Genomic DNA, 16,052 nt, shown 5'->3' on the forward strand with positions numbered 1-16,052 from the left:
ATAGCAGCAACGAATCAGGCAAGTGAACCAAACAGCAATGGACTGTTCACAGTAAGCCTAAGCAATGCCGTAAGTACCGATACAGAAGTGACCTTCACAGTTACAGGAACAGCAACAGAAGGAACAGATTATGCAACCATTGGAACCACCGTTACCATTCCAGCCAATACAACAACAGCAACGATCTCAGTCACGGTGATTGATGATAACTTAGTTGAAACAGCAGGAGAGACAGTGGTTGTAACCTTAACAGGAACAAACACAGCGGTAACCTTAGACACGACCGTAGCAACAGTTACCATTAGTGATGAAGATGGTGTTACTATAAATATTAATGATGTGGTAATTTCTGAAGGAGATGTAGGTATTACTAAGTTAGAATTTACTGTTTCATTAACAAATGAATCAAATGTTATAACTACTATCGATTACCAAACATATGATGGGACAGCACAATTGGCTGATAATGATTATGTAGCAATTCCAGTTGAAACATTAACGTTCTTACCAGGTGAAATTAGTAAAACAGTTGAAGTTGATATTACAACAGACAATAAAGAAGAATTGGATGAAGTATTTACTATTACATTGAGTAATTTGAATTCAAATGGAAATAATCTTGTTATTGGAAAAGCAATTGGTATAGGTACAATAATTAATGATGATTACTCTCCAATTATAGTGGATGTAGTTGTATCAGGAATTGAAGATAATGATGTTGACTTTACATTAGGTGATTTTATTACTTCATTTGATGATGAAGATGGAGATTCATTAGAGAGTATTATTATTGTAAGCTTGCCAGATAATGGAGTGTTGTATTTGAATGAAATAGAAGTTTTAATTGGAGATGTAATTATTGCTTCAGAAATTAACAGCTTAACATTTACTCCAAATTTAAATTGGAATGGAACTGTAACTTTTGATTATAACTCATCAGACGGTGTTAATATTGCAGATAGTAATGAGCAAGTTATTATTACAATTACAGAGGTAAATGACTTACCAATTGCCAATGATGATATTATTTCAACAGAACAAGATGTTGCAATTGTGGGTGCAAGTGTAGCAAATAATGATAACCCAAGTGATGATGGAGGAAATATTTGGAGCTTAGTTGGAGATAATGGAGGGGCATTAAATGGAACTGTAATAATGAATGCGGAAGGTGTTTATACATATGAGCCAGATGAATATTTCTATGGAACTGATAGTTTTGTTTATGTGATAACTGATGCGGATGGAGATTCTTCAAATGCAGTTGTGACAATAACAGTTAATCTTAAATCTGAACCTTCTTTAGAGTTAATTAAAACTGCATCAATAGGTGGTGAAGAAGTTGGAGATATTATAACTTATACATTTACAGTATTTAATACAGGAAATGTAAATCTTAGTAATGTAGTTATAAGTGACCCGTTAATTTCTGATTCACCAATTGCGGTAGTTGGATTGTTAGAACCATATGATAATGCAACGGTAGATGCTTATTACACAATTACTCAGGAAGATATAGATAATGGTAGTGTGTCTAATACAGCAACTGTTATTTGTGATGATGTACTTGGTAATAAAGTTTCAGATGTTTCTGATAATGGAGATGCAGTTGATGGAGATGATAACCCAACAATTACAGAGTTAGAACAGAAACCTAGTATAGCTATTATTAAAACAGCAATTTTTAACGATGATAACTCTGATGGGTACGCACAAGCTGGGGAAACAATTACATATAGTTTCACAATTAGAAACATAGGTAATGTAGCACTATCTAATATTACAGTAGTAGATCCATTGCCAGGTGTAACGGTATATGGAAATTCAATAACGTTAGAAGCAGGAGAAGTTGATGATAGTACGTTTACTGCTACTTATTCAATAACACAAGATGATATTAATAATGGAAGTGTAACAAACCAAGCATCAGTTAGCGGTTCAAGTATTAAAGGAATTGTAGTAAGTGATTCATCTGATGATAAAGATGAATATGGAGATAATCCAACAGTGTTAACAATTTCAGGATGTGTAATAGAAGTATTTAATGCGGTATCTCCTAATGATGATGGAGAGAATGACGTATTCTATATTAGAGGTATAGAATGTTACTCAGACAATAGAGTTGAGATTTATAATAGATGGGGTGGTTTAGTATTTGAACGAGACCATTATAATAATACCGATAGAGCATTTAAAGGAATTTCTGAAGGTAGATTAACCATACATAAATCAAGAGAATTACCAGATGGAGCTTACTATTATATTTTGAAATATAAAGGTGTTGGTGGTAAAATGTTTAAGAAAGCAGGTTACTTGTATATAAATAGAAGATAGATAGTTTAATTTATTACCTAAGGGATAAAACCCTTAGGTATACTAAATAAAAATATATGAAAAATAAAATATTAGTCTTAAGTCTTATGCTTTTAGCGGGTTTAAGTTTTGCTCAACAAGATGCGCAATTCACTCAATATATGTATAATACTAATAGTGTAAACCCTGCGTATGCAGGCACAAAAGCAGGTACAAGTCTTTTTCTTTTAAATCGAGCTCAATGGGTTGGTTTAGATGGGGCTCCGGTTACTACAAATGCTTCCATTCATGCACCATTAAATAAGAGTAATGTTGGGTTAGGTTTATCAATTATTAATGATAAAATTGGTCCTTCAGATGAAAGTTCTGTAGCTATAGATTTTTCATATACAATTCTTATGTCTGAAAATTATAAGCTTTCATTTGGGTTAAAAGCAAGTGGAAATTTACTTAATATAGATTTTAATAAGTTGAATATTTACCATCAAGGTGATTTTAGTTTTGAAACAAATATTAATAATAAGTTTTCGCCAAATGTAGGAGTAGGGTTTTATTTATTTTCAGATAAATCATACATAGGTTTATCGGCACCAAATTTATTTAAAACAAAACATTTTGATAAGTATGCAAATGTTGGCGCTAACAGTATTATAGCCCAAGAACGTGTTAATTATTATTTAATAGCGGGTCATGTTTTTGATTTAAATTCTAACGTAAAATTTAAACCAGCACTGTTAACTAAAGCGGTACAAGGAGCTCCTTTACAAATAGATGTGTCGGGAAATTTTTTATTTAACGAAAAATTTACTGCAGGATTAGCTTATAGATGGGATATAGCTGTAAGTGCAATGGTGGGTTTTCAAGTAAGTGATTCATTTTTTATTGGATATGGGTACGATATGGAAACAACTAGGTTGGCTAGTTATAATTCTGGTACTCATGAAATATTTTTGAAATATGACTTTTTCAATAGGTTTGGAAAAATTGTTTCACCAAGATTTTTTTAATAGTTAAAAAAAGGAATACTAAAAAATAGACCTCTAAGTTTTTAAAACAAATAGAATGAAAAAAATAGTTACAATAAGTTTTATTATCATTTTTTCACTAGGTTTTTCTCAAGAAAAATATGAAGTTGGAAACTTATTATTTGATAAAATGGAGTATAAAGAAGCGGCTAAAATATTTGAATCTCAATTTGAAAACGGAGACAAATCAATGGTTGTGCTAGAAAAAATTGGAGATGCATATTACTTTAGTACGGAAATGAATTTAGCAAACAAATGGTATGGTAAATTAATTTCAACTTATGGTAAAGCAGTTTCGCCTAAATATTTTTATAGATACGCTCAATCGTATATTGGAATTGGTAAGGTTAACCAAGGTAAAAAATGGATGATGAAATTTTCAAAAAAAGATTATAAAGCTAATTTAGATTCAGTTGGAGTGGTACAAGAGTATTCAGAGTATTCACTTAAAAATATTTCAATAAATACAATGTATTCTGAGTTTGGACCGACCTATTATAATGATAAATTAATATTTTCTTCAGCAAAAGATTCTAATTATTTTAAAGCTTCTAGCAACGTAAAACAACTTCCCTTTTTAAATTTCTATATTGGAAATTTAGGCCCAGATAAAACGGATGTTATTTCTAGTAAAGAATTTTCAACAAAAATTAATTCTAAATTGAATGAAGCAACTTTATGTTTTTCAAAAGACTTAAAGAAAGTATATTATACAGGAAATAGTATTACAGGAAACAAAAATAGTAATGTAGATAAGAAACTTAAAATTTATAGTGCAACTGCTAAGCAGAATAATAATGGTGAAATTGAATGGAAATCTATTAAAGAGTTACCATTTAATAATGATAATTATTCGGTTGGACACCCAGCAATCAGTCCAGATGGAAAAAAAATATATTTTGTATCGGATATGCCAGGAACAATAGGAGGTGCTGATATTTTTGTGGTAGATATTTTACCTAATGACAACTATTCAAAGCCTAAAAATTTAGGTCCAACAATAAACACTTTTGGAAAGGAAATGTTTCCGTTTGTTACTGAAAATAAATTGTATTTTTCATCAAATAGTCATAATGGTCTTGGAGGTTTAGATGTTTTTGAAAGTGAATACTTAAATTCAACATTTAATTCGCCAAAAAATTTAGGAGAGCCTTTAAACAGTAGTTTTGATGACTTTAGTTTTATTATAAAAGAAGATTTAAGTACAGGTTTTGTGTGTTCTAATAGAACTTCAGGTAAAGGAGATGACGATATTTATTTTTTCGAAAGAACAAAAGCTGGTATTTGTAAACAGTTTATTTCTGGATATATTTCTAATAATATTACAGGAGAACGTATTACTAACGCTAAAATTAGTTTGTTTTCAAAAAAAGGAGATAAACTGAAGGAAGTTGTATCTGATGCAAATGGGAATTATAAATTTCAGCAAGAATTTGTTTGTAATAATAATTATTTATTGAAGGTTGAGAGAATTGGATATAAAAACGGTGAGAAACTTTTTTCAATAAATAAAAGTCTTAGTGAAATTATTGTACCCATTGGATTAGATAGGATTCATGAATTAATAGTTGAAGAAAATGGATTGCTAAAAATTAAGATAGGTGCTATTTATTTTGACCTTAATAAATGGGATATACGCCAAGATGCTGCATTAGAGTTTGATAAAATTGTTTCATTAATGAATGAATATCCTAAAATGATAATTGATATTGAATCTCATACAGATTCTAGAGGTCAAGATAAGTTAAATTTAATTTTGTCACGTAAGAGAGCTAAAGCAGCAAAAGATTATATTATTTTTAAAGGAATAGATGCAAGTAGAATTAGAAATGCAGAAGGTTTTGGAGAAACTCAATTAATGAATAAATGTCAAAATGGTAAGCGTTGTTCGGAATCTATGCATCAATTGAATAGAAGATCGGAGTTTATTATACTTAAAATATAAGAGTATTTTACTTTCGAAAAGTAGAGTAACTGAATAAAATAAAAAAACCAACTTAAATAAGTTGGTTTTTTCTTCTTGTGACCTCGGGAGGATTCAAACCTCCAACCTCTTGAGCCGTAATCAAGTGCACTATTCAGTTATGCTACGAGGCCGTTTTAACGGGTGCAAATATAATATAAAAATATTACTTACAAACTATTTTTTGTAACAAAATATTTCCATCCAATAATTGCAAGTTGCCATTTTTTAGCTTTTGCCATATCAAGCCTTTGTTTAGTAAAGCTGGGTAAAAGAATTTTATTAAGCTTAGAAATAAATTTAAATACATTTTTTTTCATTTAGCTAATGTACAGTATAAAAAAAGGTCTTACAAAATGTAAGGCCTTTTTTAGCTTTAATAGTTATTGTTTACTAATCATTTTCTTTGCAATTTCCGCTCCTATTAAAGACTCTAATAAATTACTTTTATTGTTGTTTCCTCCACTTTCAATATAAGTTGTAGGTAATTGTAGCATTTTTAATTCGCTAGCTACGCCTACAGCTACTTTATAGTCCCATTCAGCTCTTTCTTGAGGTGTAAGACCGGCAGATACTAATTTAGAGTTTTCGTAAGATTGTGCGTCTGCAGCAACTTTTTTACTTTTAGCTTTGTATTGCTCAACCTCATATTGTTTTTTTTCTTTTATTAAGTTGAATTCTGCAACTTTTGCTTCAGTTTCAGCAGAAATAGTTTGTTGTATTTGTTCTTTTTCTAAACGAGCTCTTTCTTGTGCTTTATCAGCTTCACCTTTAGCTTTTTCTTTTTGAGCTCTGTAAAATTCGCGTTCAGCTTGTTGCTTTTCAAGTTGAGTTTGTGCAACTTCTTCTTTTTGTAATTGTAATCGTTTATCAAAAGTAGGTTCCCAGTCAATGTCATTAACAACTGCTTGCACTACAGTTAAGCCGTAAGATCCTAATGAATTTCCGTTTACTCTAATAGGCTCACCTAAATTGTCTCTTTTTATAGTGAATCTTTTTTGACGAGACTCTTTGTTAGTTACAGTTCTTATAACAGTACTGTCTCCAATAATGTCTGATTGCTCATCTTCCTTTAATTCTTCTAGAACATACATTCCGTTTTCTAATTGATCTTGAAAAAACCTGTCGAAATCAGCAGCTTGTCCAGATATGTAATCTTGAGCAGCCATTAATTTACATGTGTTTTTTATAGATTGGTCAATATTTGGAATAATACGAGATCTAATTAAGTTTTTTTCAGTTTTGTTTCTATCGGCTACCGATAAAAATTGATCGCTATCGGTTGTGTTTATACTTATTACAATAGAGGTTGCAATTCGACCTTTTACAGCATCGTTAAATTCCCATTGTCTTGCTGCATTTACATAAGCGTATTTGCTTTGGTCTCCTAAATTTCCTTCACCATCCGCCATTACATATTTAATTGGCATTTCAAATTGAATAGGAATTAAACGTCCCCACATTTTAGTATGTATACCTTGGTTAAATATTGCTTTTTGACCACCCCAAGGGTATTGTACTGCATACGCAGTACCAGGTTCAGCATAAAAGAACATTCCAGATATTACGCTTAAAACAGAGCCTAAGGCTATAATTTGTAGGCTACGTTTTATAGTGAACCAATTTAAAGGTTGAAAATTTTTGAAAATAGGTTTTAAAATTAAAGTTAAAAGACCTGTTAATAATAATAGAATTCCAATTGTTGTTAGCATAGTTTATAGTTTTAGTTGTTAAATAAAAAAGTTAATAATGGTTAATACTAGTTCAGTTACTAGCATAAAAAATGTGATCATACTAATAGAATTTATGGTTAATAAATAGCTTGTGAATTAATTCTTAAATGAAGATATGACTATTATATACCTAGCTACAAATATTTTGAATTGTATTTATCAGTTTAACTTTCAATTGATAACTAAATAATAAAATTGCTTTATTGGTGAAAATTAATTACTAGGATATAGTTTTAGTACTAAACTAAAATATAATTATAAGTAAATATATGTAATAAGGTAATGGAGGTTTTGTTTCAAGTATTGATAAGTAAAGGTAATTTTCTAATTGATTATAACTAAAAAAGGGGTTTTGATTTGTTTTGAAGAAATTAAAATGAGAAAACTAATGTAAAATATGTAACTCAGTTTTGTTTACTGAGTATTGTTTTTTTAAAACCAGTTGTGGATTTGGGGTGTAGTTTAAAGGAAGTAGTTCGGATATGCGTCTGTAACCAAAATCTCCTGAAAAATTTAATGCTTTAGGTGGGTAGAAATTTCCAGAATTGTCTATTGAAAATTCGGTTATTCCATTTTGAAGGTGAAATGTTAATTTAGACTGTTTGTCTTTATTGTAGAGTACACTTAAAGTTTTTGTTTTAACTTCTATTTTCGAAGACGATTTTAATACTTTAACCTTAAAGTGTTTGTAAGGGTTTACAGGCCATCTGTTTTTATATATAACAAAGTTGTTTTCATTTAATTTAGATTCTTTTAAAGAGCGCATAAAGTGCATTATGGATCCACGATAGGTTCTTTCTCTATTAGCTATAATTCTTTTTTTACTTTTTTTATTTAATTCAGAAAAAAAACTGTACCCTTCGGTATAAACCCTTTTTACAATGCTATAATCGTTTTCATTTTTTTCGAATTTTATTTCAAAATCTGTTAATGAATAGTTGTTTTTATAACCAAGATATCGATTTTTAATAATAATTGGTTTGTTACAATAAGCATTAAGAGTTTGAGATGCAGAGTTATAAATAAGCTGAATGTCTTTTTCGTTTGCAATAGTACAATAGAGGGAAGGTTTGTTCCTCCCAAAAAACTCTTCTTTAAAAATTCTAAGCTTCTTTTGTCTACTCCAAATATCTAATCCTAGAAAAACCTCTTTAAGTTGATTTGATGCTTCTTCTAAGTATATTTTAGAAATAGTTTTAAAATCTTTTGGTTGGATTATAATTGTTTTGAAACCTGTGTAACTTATAATTACAGGGGTGTTTGTAATATTATTAATGTTTAATTCAAAAAAACCATTAAAATCACTAATCTCACCAATTGTTGTTCCGTTTAAATATACTGAAGCTCCAGGTAAAACTTCATTAGTTTTTTTAATATATATAGTTCCTGTAATTATTTGGCTAAATATAATGGTGTTTGTTAAAAAGCAAATAATTATAAGTAAGCTCTTTTTCATTTTTTAATAATTTGCTATTTCAAATAGTTGATTTCTACGAATTTATTTTACATCAATAAATTTAAGGTTTTAAAACAGTTTTTATACTAAAAAGATAATTAATTAGGGTTGAATTATAGTTTTAGACTTTTGTTTTCAACTTATTAAATCTGTTATATTTGCAGAAAATAATTTTTATGAATATTTTATTTGTAGTTCTTGGGTTGGTGTTGTTGATTTTGGGTGGTAATTGGTTGTTAAAAGCAGCTGTAGGCTTCTCGTTACGTTTGCAAATTCCAAAAATTGTAATTGGTATGACGGTTGTTTCGTTTGCTACTTCAGCTCCAGAATTAATTGTTAGCGTAAAATCTGCATTAAATGGTCATGCAGATATAGCTTTGGGTAATGTTATAGGTTCTAACATTGCAAATTTAGGGTTGGTTTTGGCAATAACTATATTACTTTCAACAATAAGTGTAGAAAAAAGTTTTTATAAAACAGATTGGCCTGTTATGATGATTGCTTCATTAATGTTATATGGATTTATAGCATTTGACGGAGTTTTAGTTGGTTATGAAGGTGTTATATTACTATCCTTTTTAATTATATTTTTAATTTATTTATTAAGGTTTCAAAAACCTGCCGTTGTTGATGAAATGCCAGAAGATGATGAAATGCTTCCGTTATATAAAAATGTACTTTTTTTAGTGCTTGGTGGAGTAGGATTGTGGGGAGGTTCAGAATTGTTAATTGATGGGGCTGTTGGAATGGCAAAAAGTTTTAATATTAGCGAGCGAGTAATAGGTATTACAATCGTTTCTATAGGTACTAGTGTTCCTGAATTGGCAGCTTCTATAATTGCTGTTATGAAAAAAGAAAAAGCAATATCGTTAGGTAATCTTATAGGTTCTAATGTGTTTAATATTTTAGCAGTTTTAGGAATTACATCAATAATTACACCTGTAAAGGTTACAGATCCAGGTTTGTTATCGAATGATATTTATTGGATGTTGTTTATTTCTTTTTTAATATTACCATTAAATTTTATACCTGTTAAAATGAAATTTACTTGGAAAGAAGGTTTAATATTAATTTCATTATACATTACATTTATAGTTTCAATGTTTTTAAAATAAATATAAAGTATAAAACAAAAAAAACACTGCTTATTAGCAGTGTTTTTTTTGTTTTATAATGTAAGAATTATTTAATCGGTTTAACCGTTTTAATAATTCTTGCAGCAACTTTGTATGGATCTGCATTTGAAGAAGGACGACGATCTTCTAACCATCCTTTATATCCTTTTTCTACAGCAATAATTGGAATACGAATTGATGCTCCTCTATCTGAAACTCCCCAAGAGAAATCTGTAATAGCAGCAGTTTCGTGTTTACCAGTTAAACGTTGTTCGTTAAACTCACCATAAACTTCAATATGTTCTTTTGTTACTGGGCGGAAAGCTTCACAAATTTCAGCATACTTTTCTTTTGAACCACAAGTTCTTAAAATTGTATTTGAAAAGTTTGCGTGCATACCTGAACCATTCCAGTCAGTATCACCTAATGGTTTTGGGTGGTACTCAATGTACATTCCTCTACCTTCAGTTAAACGATCTAATAAATATCTAGCAACCCAAATTTCATCTCCTGCTTTTTTTGCTCCTTTAGCAAATAATTGAAATTCCCATTGTCCAGAAGCAACCTCTTGGTTAATACCTTCAAAGTTTAATCCTGCATCAATACATAAATCAGCATGTTCTTCAACTAAATCACGACCGTGTGTGTGTAAACCACCAACAGAACAGTAGTACATTCCTTGTGGAGCTGGGTAACCACCTCTAGGGAATCCTAATGGTAATTCAGTTTCAGTACTCATAATAAAGTATTCTTGTTCAAATCCAAACCAGAAATCGTTATCATCATCTTCAATAGTAGCACGTGCATTAGACTCGTGTGGAGTACCATCAGCATTCATTACTTCAGTCATTACTAACCATCCGTTGATACGTTGAGGATCTGGATAAATAGCAACCGGCTTTAAAATACAATCAGATGATCCACCTGAAGCTTGTTGTGTAGAAGAACCATCAAAAGACCAAAGTCCTAATTCTTCAACTGTTCCTTGAAAGTTTTCATGTTCTTCAACTTTGGTTTTACTTCTCATGTTTTGAGTTGGATAGTATCCGTCTAACCAAATGTATTCTAATTTAATTTTTGCCATAATGTAATTATTTAATATATAAAAATGATTCACCAAAAATAGTAAAACTGAGTTTATGACAAAAAAAATAGGGGGTAAAAAATGTTAAATATGATAATTTTTACAGATACCCTATTTTTTTAAGGGGTATTTATTAAAAAATTAAATATAAATAAGTAAAAATGAAAAATAATTATTTAAAAAAATGCGTATCTTCGTATTTGAAATAAATAATACATATATATATGTCTAAATTCCGTTTTAACGCTATTCAAACAGCTCAAAAGAGAAAACCTTTAGAAATTGAAGATTTTGGAAAACGTTCTGATTTTTTCGGTAAAAATGTTTTTAATGATAGAGCTATGATGCAATACCTATCTAAAGAAGCTTATTTAGGTGTTCGATCGGCTATTGATGGTGGGAAAAAAATTGACCGTAAAATTGCAAATCAAATTGCGGCTTCAATGAAGGAATGGGCAATATCTAAAAATGTAACACATTATACGCATTGGTTTCAGCCATTAACAGGAGCAACTGCAGAAAAACATGATGCTTTTTTCGAAACAATTGGTCAAGGTATGGCTATTGAGCGTTTTGAAGGTTCTCAGTTAGTTCAGCAAGAGCCAGATGCATCGAGTTTTCCAAGTGGAGGAATTAGAAATACTTTTGAAGCAAGAGGGTATACTGCATGGGATCCAACATCTCCAGCGTTTATTTTTGGTACCACATTATGTATACCAACAATTTTTGTGGCTTATACAGGTGAAGCTTTAGATTATAAAACACCTTTATTAAGAGCGTTAAATGCGGTTGATACTGCTGCCACATCAGTTTGTAAATATTTTGATAAAAATGTAAAAAAGGTTCAATCTTCATTAGGTTGGGAACAAGAATTCTTTTTAATAGATAAAGCTTTGGCTATGAGTAGGCCAGATATTATTTTATCTGGTAGAACTTTGTTGGGGCATTCGCCAGCTAAAGGACAGCAATTAGACGACCATTATTTTGGATCAATTCCTAGTAGAGCAATAAATTTTATGCGCGAATTGGAAAATGAATGTATGCTTGTTGGAATCCCTGTTAAAACTAGACATAATGAAGTTGCTCCAAATCAGTTTGAAATTGCTCCTATATATGAAGAATGTAATTTAGCTGTAGACCATAACTCTTTATTAATGGATATTATGGGTAGAGTTGCTTCGAAACATAATTTTAAAGTCCTTTTTCATGAAAAACCTTTTTCAGGAGTAAATGGTTCAGGTAAACATAATAACTGGTCTTTAACAACAGATAGTGGTGTTAATTTATTGGGGCCAGGTAAAACACCAATGAGTAATTTACAGTTTTTAACATTCTTTATTAATACAATTAAGGCTGTTTTAAATTATGAAGAATTGCTAAGAGCGTCTATAGCTTCGGCAAGTAATGAGTATAGGTTAGGAGCAAATGAAGCACCACCTGCAATAATGTCTATATTTATAGGAGAGCAATTAACAAAAGTTCTTTTAGATTTAGAAAGTGTTACCGATGGTAAATTATCACCAGAAGAAAAAACAGACTTAAAATTAAATGTTGTAGGTAAAATTCCAGATGTATTATTAGATAATACAGATAGAAATAGAACATCTCCATTTGCGTTTACAGGAAACAAGTTTGAATTTAGAGCAGTAGGTTCTTCAGCAAACTGTGCAAATCCAATGACGGTTTTAAATACTATTGTTGCCAAACAGTTAAATGAATTTAAGATTGAAGTAGATGCTTTAATAGAAAGTAAAGGGCTGAAAAAAGATGAAGCCATTTTTAATATTTTAAGAGAATATATAAAATCATCTAAAAATGTTTTGTTTGAAGGTAATGGTTATGGTATAGATTGGGAGAAAGAGGCAAAGAAGAGAAAACTAAGCAATAATAAAACAACACCGGAAGCATTAAAAGTTAAAACTTCAAAAAAAACAATTGATTTATTTTCTGAATTAAATGTTTTAAGTAAAGTTGAAGTAGAAGCAAGATATGATATAGAGCTAGAAGAATATACAAAACATATTCAAATAGAATCCCGAGTATTGGGTGATGTAGCTGGTAATCACGTAGTGCCAACTGCTGTTCGTTATCAAAATATGTTAATTGAAAACGTAAAAGGATTAAAAGATATTTTTGGAAAAGATTTTGAAGAGCATGCAAGAGAGCAAATGAGGTTAATTAAAAAAATATCGAGTCATATAGAGTCTATTCATTCAAAAGTCGATGCAATGATTTCCGAGCGTAAAAAGGCAAATAAACTAAAAGATAAGGAAAAGAAAGCAACAGCTTATTGTAATAAAGTAAAACCTTATTTAGAAGAAATTAGATATCATTGCGACAAATTAGAAATTATGGTTGATGATGAACTTTGGCCATTAACAAAATATAGAGAACTATTATTTACTCGATAAGTTTACTAGACTAAATCTTTAAATTTTAATACTGTTTATTAGTAATTTGTTACGATTTATTTAAAAAACACGATGATATTTTGCAATTTAGAAATATAATACTACTTTAGTACTACGAAATTTCGGATAAAAAATATTCGATAATTTTTTAGATTTCCCACTAATTCACAAATAAAATACCCCACGGTATAAACCTCAAGTTTTTCGTATTACCCCTTATTGTAAATTTATACAACTTTTTTAAGCATCATTTTCTGTGCTTAAAAGTAGTTCATACTCCCCTATAAATTTATCAAATAAATTATTTAATTTTTATTTACTAATGTTTAAAATTTTTATTATGAAAAAATTATTAAGTTTCGCTGGATTTTTAATGTGTTCAGCACTAATTTTCGCACAAGGTAATTTAAGTGATGTAAACTCTATAGGAGTTTCTAACTTAGCAGTTGTTAATCAGGTTGGGTATATGAACAACTCTGATATAGATCAAAATGGATCGATGAATTTATTAGGTGGAGTTGGAAATGAAGCATATGTTAATCAATATATTTCTATGAATGGATCTATAATTGATCAACAAGGTGAGTACAATGAAGCTAATGTAACACAAATGGGATGGAGCAATAATGCAGAAGTTTCTCAAGGTGTAGGTTTTGCTGAAAACAATTTCACATCTACTTATCAATCAGGTTCTGGAAACTATTCTAATCAATTACAACGTTGGGATAATAACACAGGTATGATTGAACAATATGGAAATAGTAACACTGTTTATCAGGATCAAAGAACTTTAAAAAACAATAAAATGGGTAATACAGCCTATGCGTTACAAGTTGGAGATTATAATTATGCAGCTCAAACTCAAAGAGGTCGTAGTAATGTAGCTGACTCTTACCAGTATGGATTCGGTAATATGGTAGACCAATTACAAGAAGGTAGAAGAAACTATGCTTATGCTTTCCAAGATGGTGACTCTAATACATCATACCAAGTACAAGATGGTAAAGATAATGAGTCTTATACAAATCAATATGGTTTTTGGGCAATGGGTAATATGAGTGAAGCTAGTCAGTATGGTAATGATAATTTACAAGTAACTTGGCAACAAGACTGGTATAACAATGCTTATACTATGCAAAGAGGTGACGATAACGAATCTTACACTTACCAGGTTGGAGATAATAACCTTTCTAGAACTTACCAATATGGTGAAGGTAATATAGCTAGTACATACCAAAGTAGTCCTTGGTTTGCAGTAGGTAATACAAGCATAACTTTCCAAATGGGTATGGGTAATGAATCTTATACTGAACAAATGGGAGACGAAAATCAAAGTGGAACTATTCAAGTTGGTGATGACAACGGTTCAGAAACATATCAGGATGGTATGGCTAATTTAAGTGGAACTTTGCAATTAGGAGCTGAAAATACTGCTTTAACTATGCAAGATGGTTATATGAATATGTCTGGAATTGCTCAGTTTGGAGTTGGTAACGATGCTACAACTATGCAGTATGGAGACTATAATATGAGTGGAGTTATTCAAATAGGTAGAGATAATACTGCATTAACTATGCAAGATGGTTCTGGAAACTTAGCTTTAACTAGCCAATTTGGAAGCAGCCATAATAGTGTTGTTAATCAAGTAGGAAATGGTAATATGTCATTTGTTGGTCAAACAGGTGGATCTCCATTTTAATCTATAACATAAATTTTATTATTAAAAAAGAGGGATATTTATCCCTCTTTTTGCTTAAATTTGAAATATTATGAAAAAAAAGAGCTTTAAATCGATATTATATCTAGTCCTTTTTGGTTTAATTACATTTCAATTAAATGCTCAAATTTCTGATGATAATACCTACATTATTAATAAGTATTTTCAAAATACAACTTCTGAAATTAATAATACATCGTTATTAAATACAAACAAGTCTGTTGCAACTAGTTCTAAAACTGTTAATTCTGATTTGAATATTTTACAGTATGGTAATTTTAATTATGTAAATATAAAAGCTTCAGGTAACAAATTAAATTCGAGTCAAGTTGGAAATAATAATAGTTATGAGTTTTTAACTTATTATGGACGTAATGATTTAAATATAGATGTGCAGCAAATTGGCAATAGCAATTCGGTACAGGTATATGGAGAAAATTCTCTAATAAATAATATGAGTATTGTTCAAAAATCTAATTTTAAGACTATAACAATAATTAATCATTAGTTTCAATTTGAATATAAGTATTAGAAATATTGTTTTTTTAATGTTTTTAATGTCTACTTTTTTAGTTAACTCTCAGAATGTAGAAGCTAAATTGGTGACAAAAACAGTAGATAATTTTGTTGATATAAAAGGGATTGCTACAAATTTAGAAGCCACATATAATGATGAACTTAATTATTTGCTTTTTTCATTGAAAAAAGGAATTACGGGTAATTACTCTCGAAATAGTCAGGAAGGCAAGTTTTCATTAAATCCTAATGAAGAAAAAGAATTATCATCTTTAAGTTTAAACATTCAAAAAGGTGAAGAATGTAAAGTTTATTTATTTGTTAGAAAAAATAAAGAACTTATTTCTAAAGATTCAACTATTATTTATTCAGCAGAAAAACTTGAAGAAAAAGCCTATGTTGAAGAAAGTGAGATAGAAATTAAAGGTTTGGTTATTGAAGATGTTAAAACAAAACCAGGTAAAGATTTTTACGATTATTTTTATCAAAAATATTTAACTTCAGGAGCGCAATATCCGTTTATTGTAAATATAACAGAAAAGCCAAGTATTGGTACTAGTAGTAAAATTACTATAACAGTAGATGATCGAGTAATTTTTGAATTTATGTCTAGACCAAGTGATGAATATATAGAAATGGCTGCTACACAGGCCTTATCAAGAATACGAGGTTATTCAACACAAAGGAAGTTGTTATATAAAAATAAGAAGATTTAAATTAAA

General features: G+C 29.8%; 12 protein-coding genes and 1 tRNA gene. 8 read left to right on the forward strand and 5 right to left on the reverse strand.

All coding sequences use genetic code 11. The features are described from left to right. The 3 genes from BLU40_RS16560 to BLU40_RS16570 all read left to right on the forward strand — a co-directional run. Positions 1 to 2,331: DUF7507 domain-containing protein (locus tag BLU40_RS16560; protein WP_175454823.1), on the forward strand; the 2,331-nt coding region annotated here is incomplete at its 5' end. Positions 2,332 to 2,387: 56 nt separating this feature from the next. Further along, positions 2,388 to 3,317, forward strand: coding sequence for a PorP/SprF family type IX secretion system membrane protein (locus BLU40_RS16565; protein ID WP_090126345.1), 930 nt, complete (start codon positions 2,388 to 2,390; stop codon positions 3,315 to 3,317). A gap of 55 nt (positions 3,318 to 3,372) precedes the next feature. Next, positions 3,373 to 5,280, forward strand: a complete 1,908-nt coding sequence (locus BLU40_RS16570) for an OmpA family protein (protein WP_090126348.1) — start codon at positions 3,373 to 3,375, stop codon at positions 5,278 to 5,280. Positions 5,281 to 5,358: 78 nt separating this feature from the next. On the opposite strand, the gene BLU40_RS16575 is transcribed toward BLU40_RS16570, so the two are convergent. The 4 genes from BLU40_RS16575 to BLU40_RS16590 form a co-directional block, all read right to left on the reverse strand. Beyond that, positions 5,359 to 5,432, reverse strand: a tRNA-Arg gene (locus BLU40_RS16575). A 36-nt stretch (positions 5,433 to 5,468) separates the two neighbouring features. Beyond that, positions 5,469 to 5,618 carry an SsrA-binding protein gene (locus BLU40_RS16580; RefSeq protein ID WP_090126352.1) on the reverse strand — a complete coding sequence of 50 codons (150 nt, stop codon included), beginning with the start codon at positions 5,616 to 5,618 and terminating at the stop codon, positions 5,469 to 5,471. A gap of 63 nt (positions 5,619 to 5,681) precedes the next feature. Further along, positions 5,682 to 7,010 (reverse strand): SPFH domain-containing protein, encoded by a 1,329-nt coding sequence (locus BLU40_RS16585; protein ID WP_090126354.1) that lies wholly within the window; start codon positions 7,008 to 7,010, stop codon positions 5,682 to 5,684. Positions 7,011 to 7,416: 406 nt separating this feature from the next. Continuing rightward, complete coding sequence (locus BLU40_RS16590; RefSeq protein WP_090126357.1) at positions 7,417 to 8,487, reverse strand: carboxypeptidase-like regulatory domain-containing protein; 1,071 nt, start codon at positions 8,485 to 8,487, stop codon at positions 7,417 to 7,419. 176 nt (positions 8,488 to 8,663) lie between these two features. Between BLU40_RS16590 and BLU40_RS16595 the strand changes: the two genes are divergently transcribed. Beyond that, on the forward strand, positions 8,664 to 9,602 hold the full coding sequence (locus BLU40_RS16595) for a calcium/sodium antiporter (RefSeq protein WP_090126360.1): 939 nt from the start codon (positions 8,664 to 8,666) through the stop codon (positions 9,600 to 9,602). Between the two features lie 67 nt (positions 9,603 to 9,669). Here the strand turns inward: BLU40_RS16595 and BLU40_RS16600 are convergent, their stop codons facing one another. Then, positions 9,670 to 10,686 (reverse strand): glutamine synthetase beta-grasp domain-containing protein, encoded by a 1,017-nt coding sequence (locus tag BLU40_RS16600; RefSeq protein ID WP_090126363.1) that lies wholly within the window; start codon positions 10,684 to 10,686, stop codon positions 9,670 to 9,672. Between the two features lie 224 nt (positions 10,687 to 10,910). Between BLU40_RS16600 and BLU40_RS16605 the strand changes: the two genes are divergently transcribed. The 4 genes from BLU40_RS16605 to BLU40_RS16620 all read left to right on the forward strand — a co-directional run bounded on the left by BLU40_RS16605 (position 10,911) and on the right by BLU40_RS16620 (position 16,046). Next, on the forward strand, positions 10,911 to 13,097 hold the full coding sequence (locus BLU40_RS16605; RefSeq protein WP_090126367.1) for a glutamine synthetase III family protein: 2,187 nt from the start codon (positions 10,911 to 10,913) through the stop codon (positions 13,095 to 13,097). Positions 13,098 to 13,437: 340 nt separating this feature from the next. After that, on the forward strand, positions 13,438 to 14,796 hold the full coding sequence (locus BLU40_RS16610) for a hypothetical protein (RefSeq protein WP_175454824.1): 1,359 nt from the start codon (positions 13,438 to 13,440) through the stop codon (positions 14,794 to 14,796). 70 nt (positions 14,797 to 14,866) lie between these two features. Next, positions 14,867 to 15,322, forward strand: a complete 456-nt coding sequence (locus BLU40_RS16615; protein ID WP_090126373.1) for a hypothetical protein — start codon at positions 14,867 to 14,869, stop codon at positions 15,320 to 15,322. A gap of 49 nt (positions 15,323 to 15,371) precedes the next feature. Beyond that, positions 15,372 to 16,046 (forward strand): CsgE family curli-type amyloid fiber assembly protein, encoded by a 675-nt coding sequence (locus BLU40_RS16620; protein ID WP_175454825.1) that lies wholly within the window; start codon positions 15,372 to 15,374, stop codon positions 16,044 to 16,046. The last annotated feature ends 6 nt before the right edge of the window (positions 16,047 to 16,052 follow it).

The organism is Lutibacter oricola, from assembly GCF_900106565.1.
Classification (GTDB): domain Bacteria; phylum Bacteroidota; class Bacteroidia; order Flavobacteriales; family Flavobacteriaceae; genus Lutibacter; species Lutibacter oricola.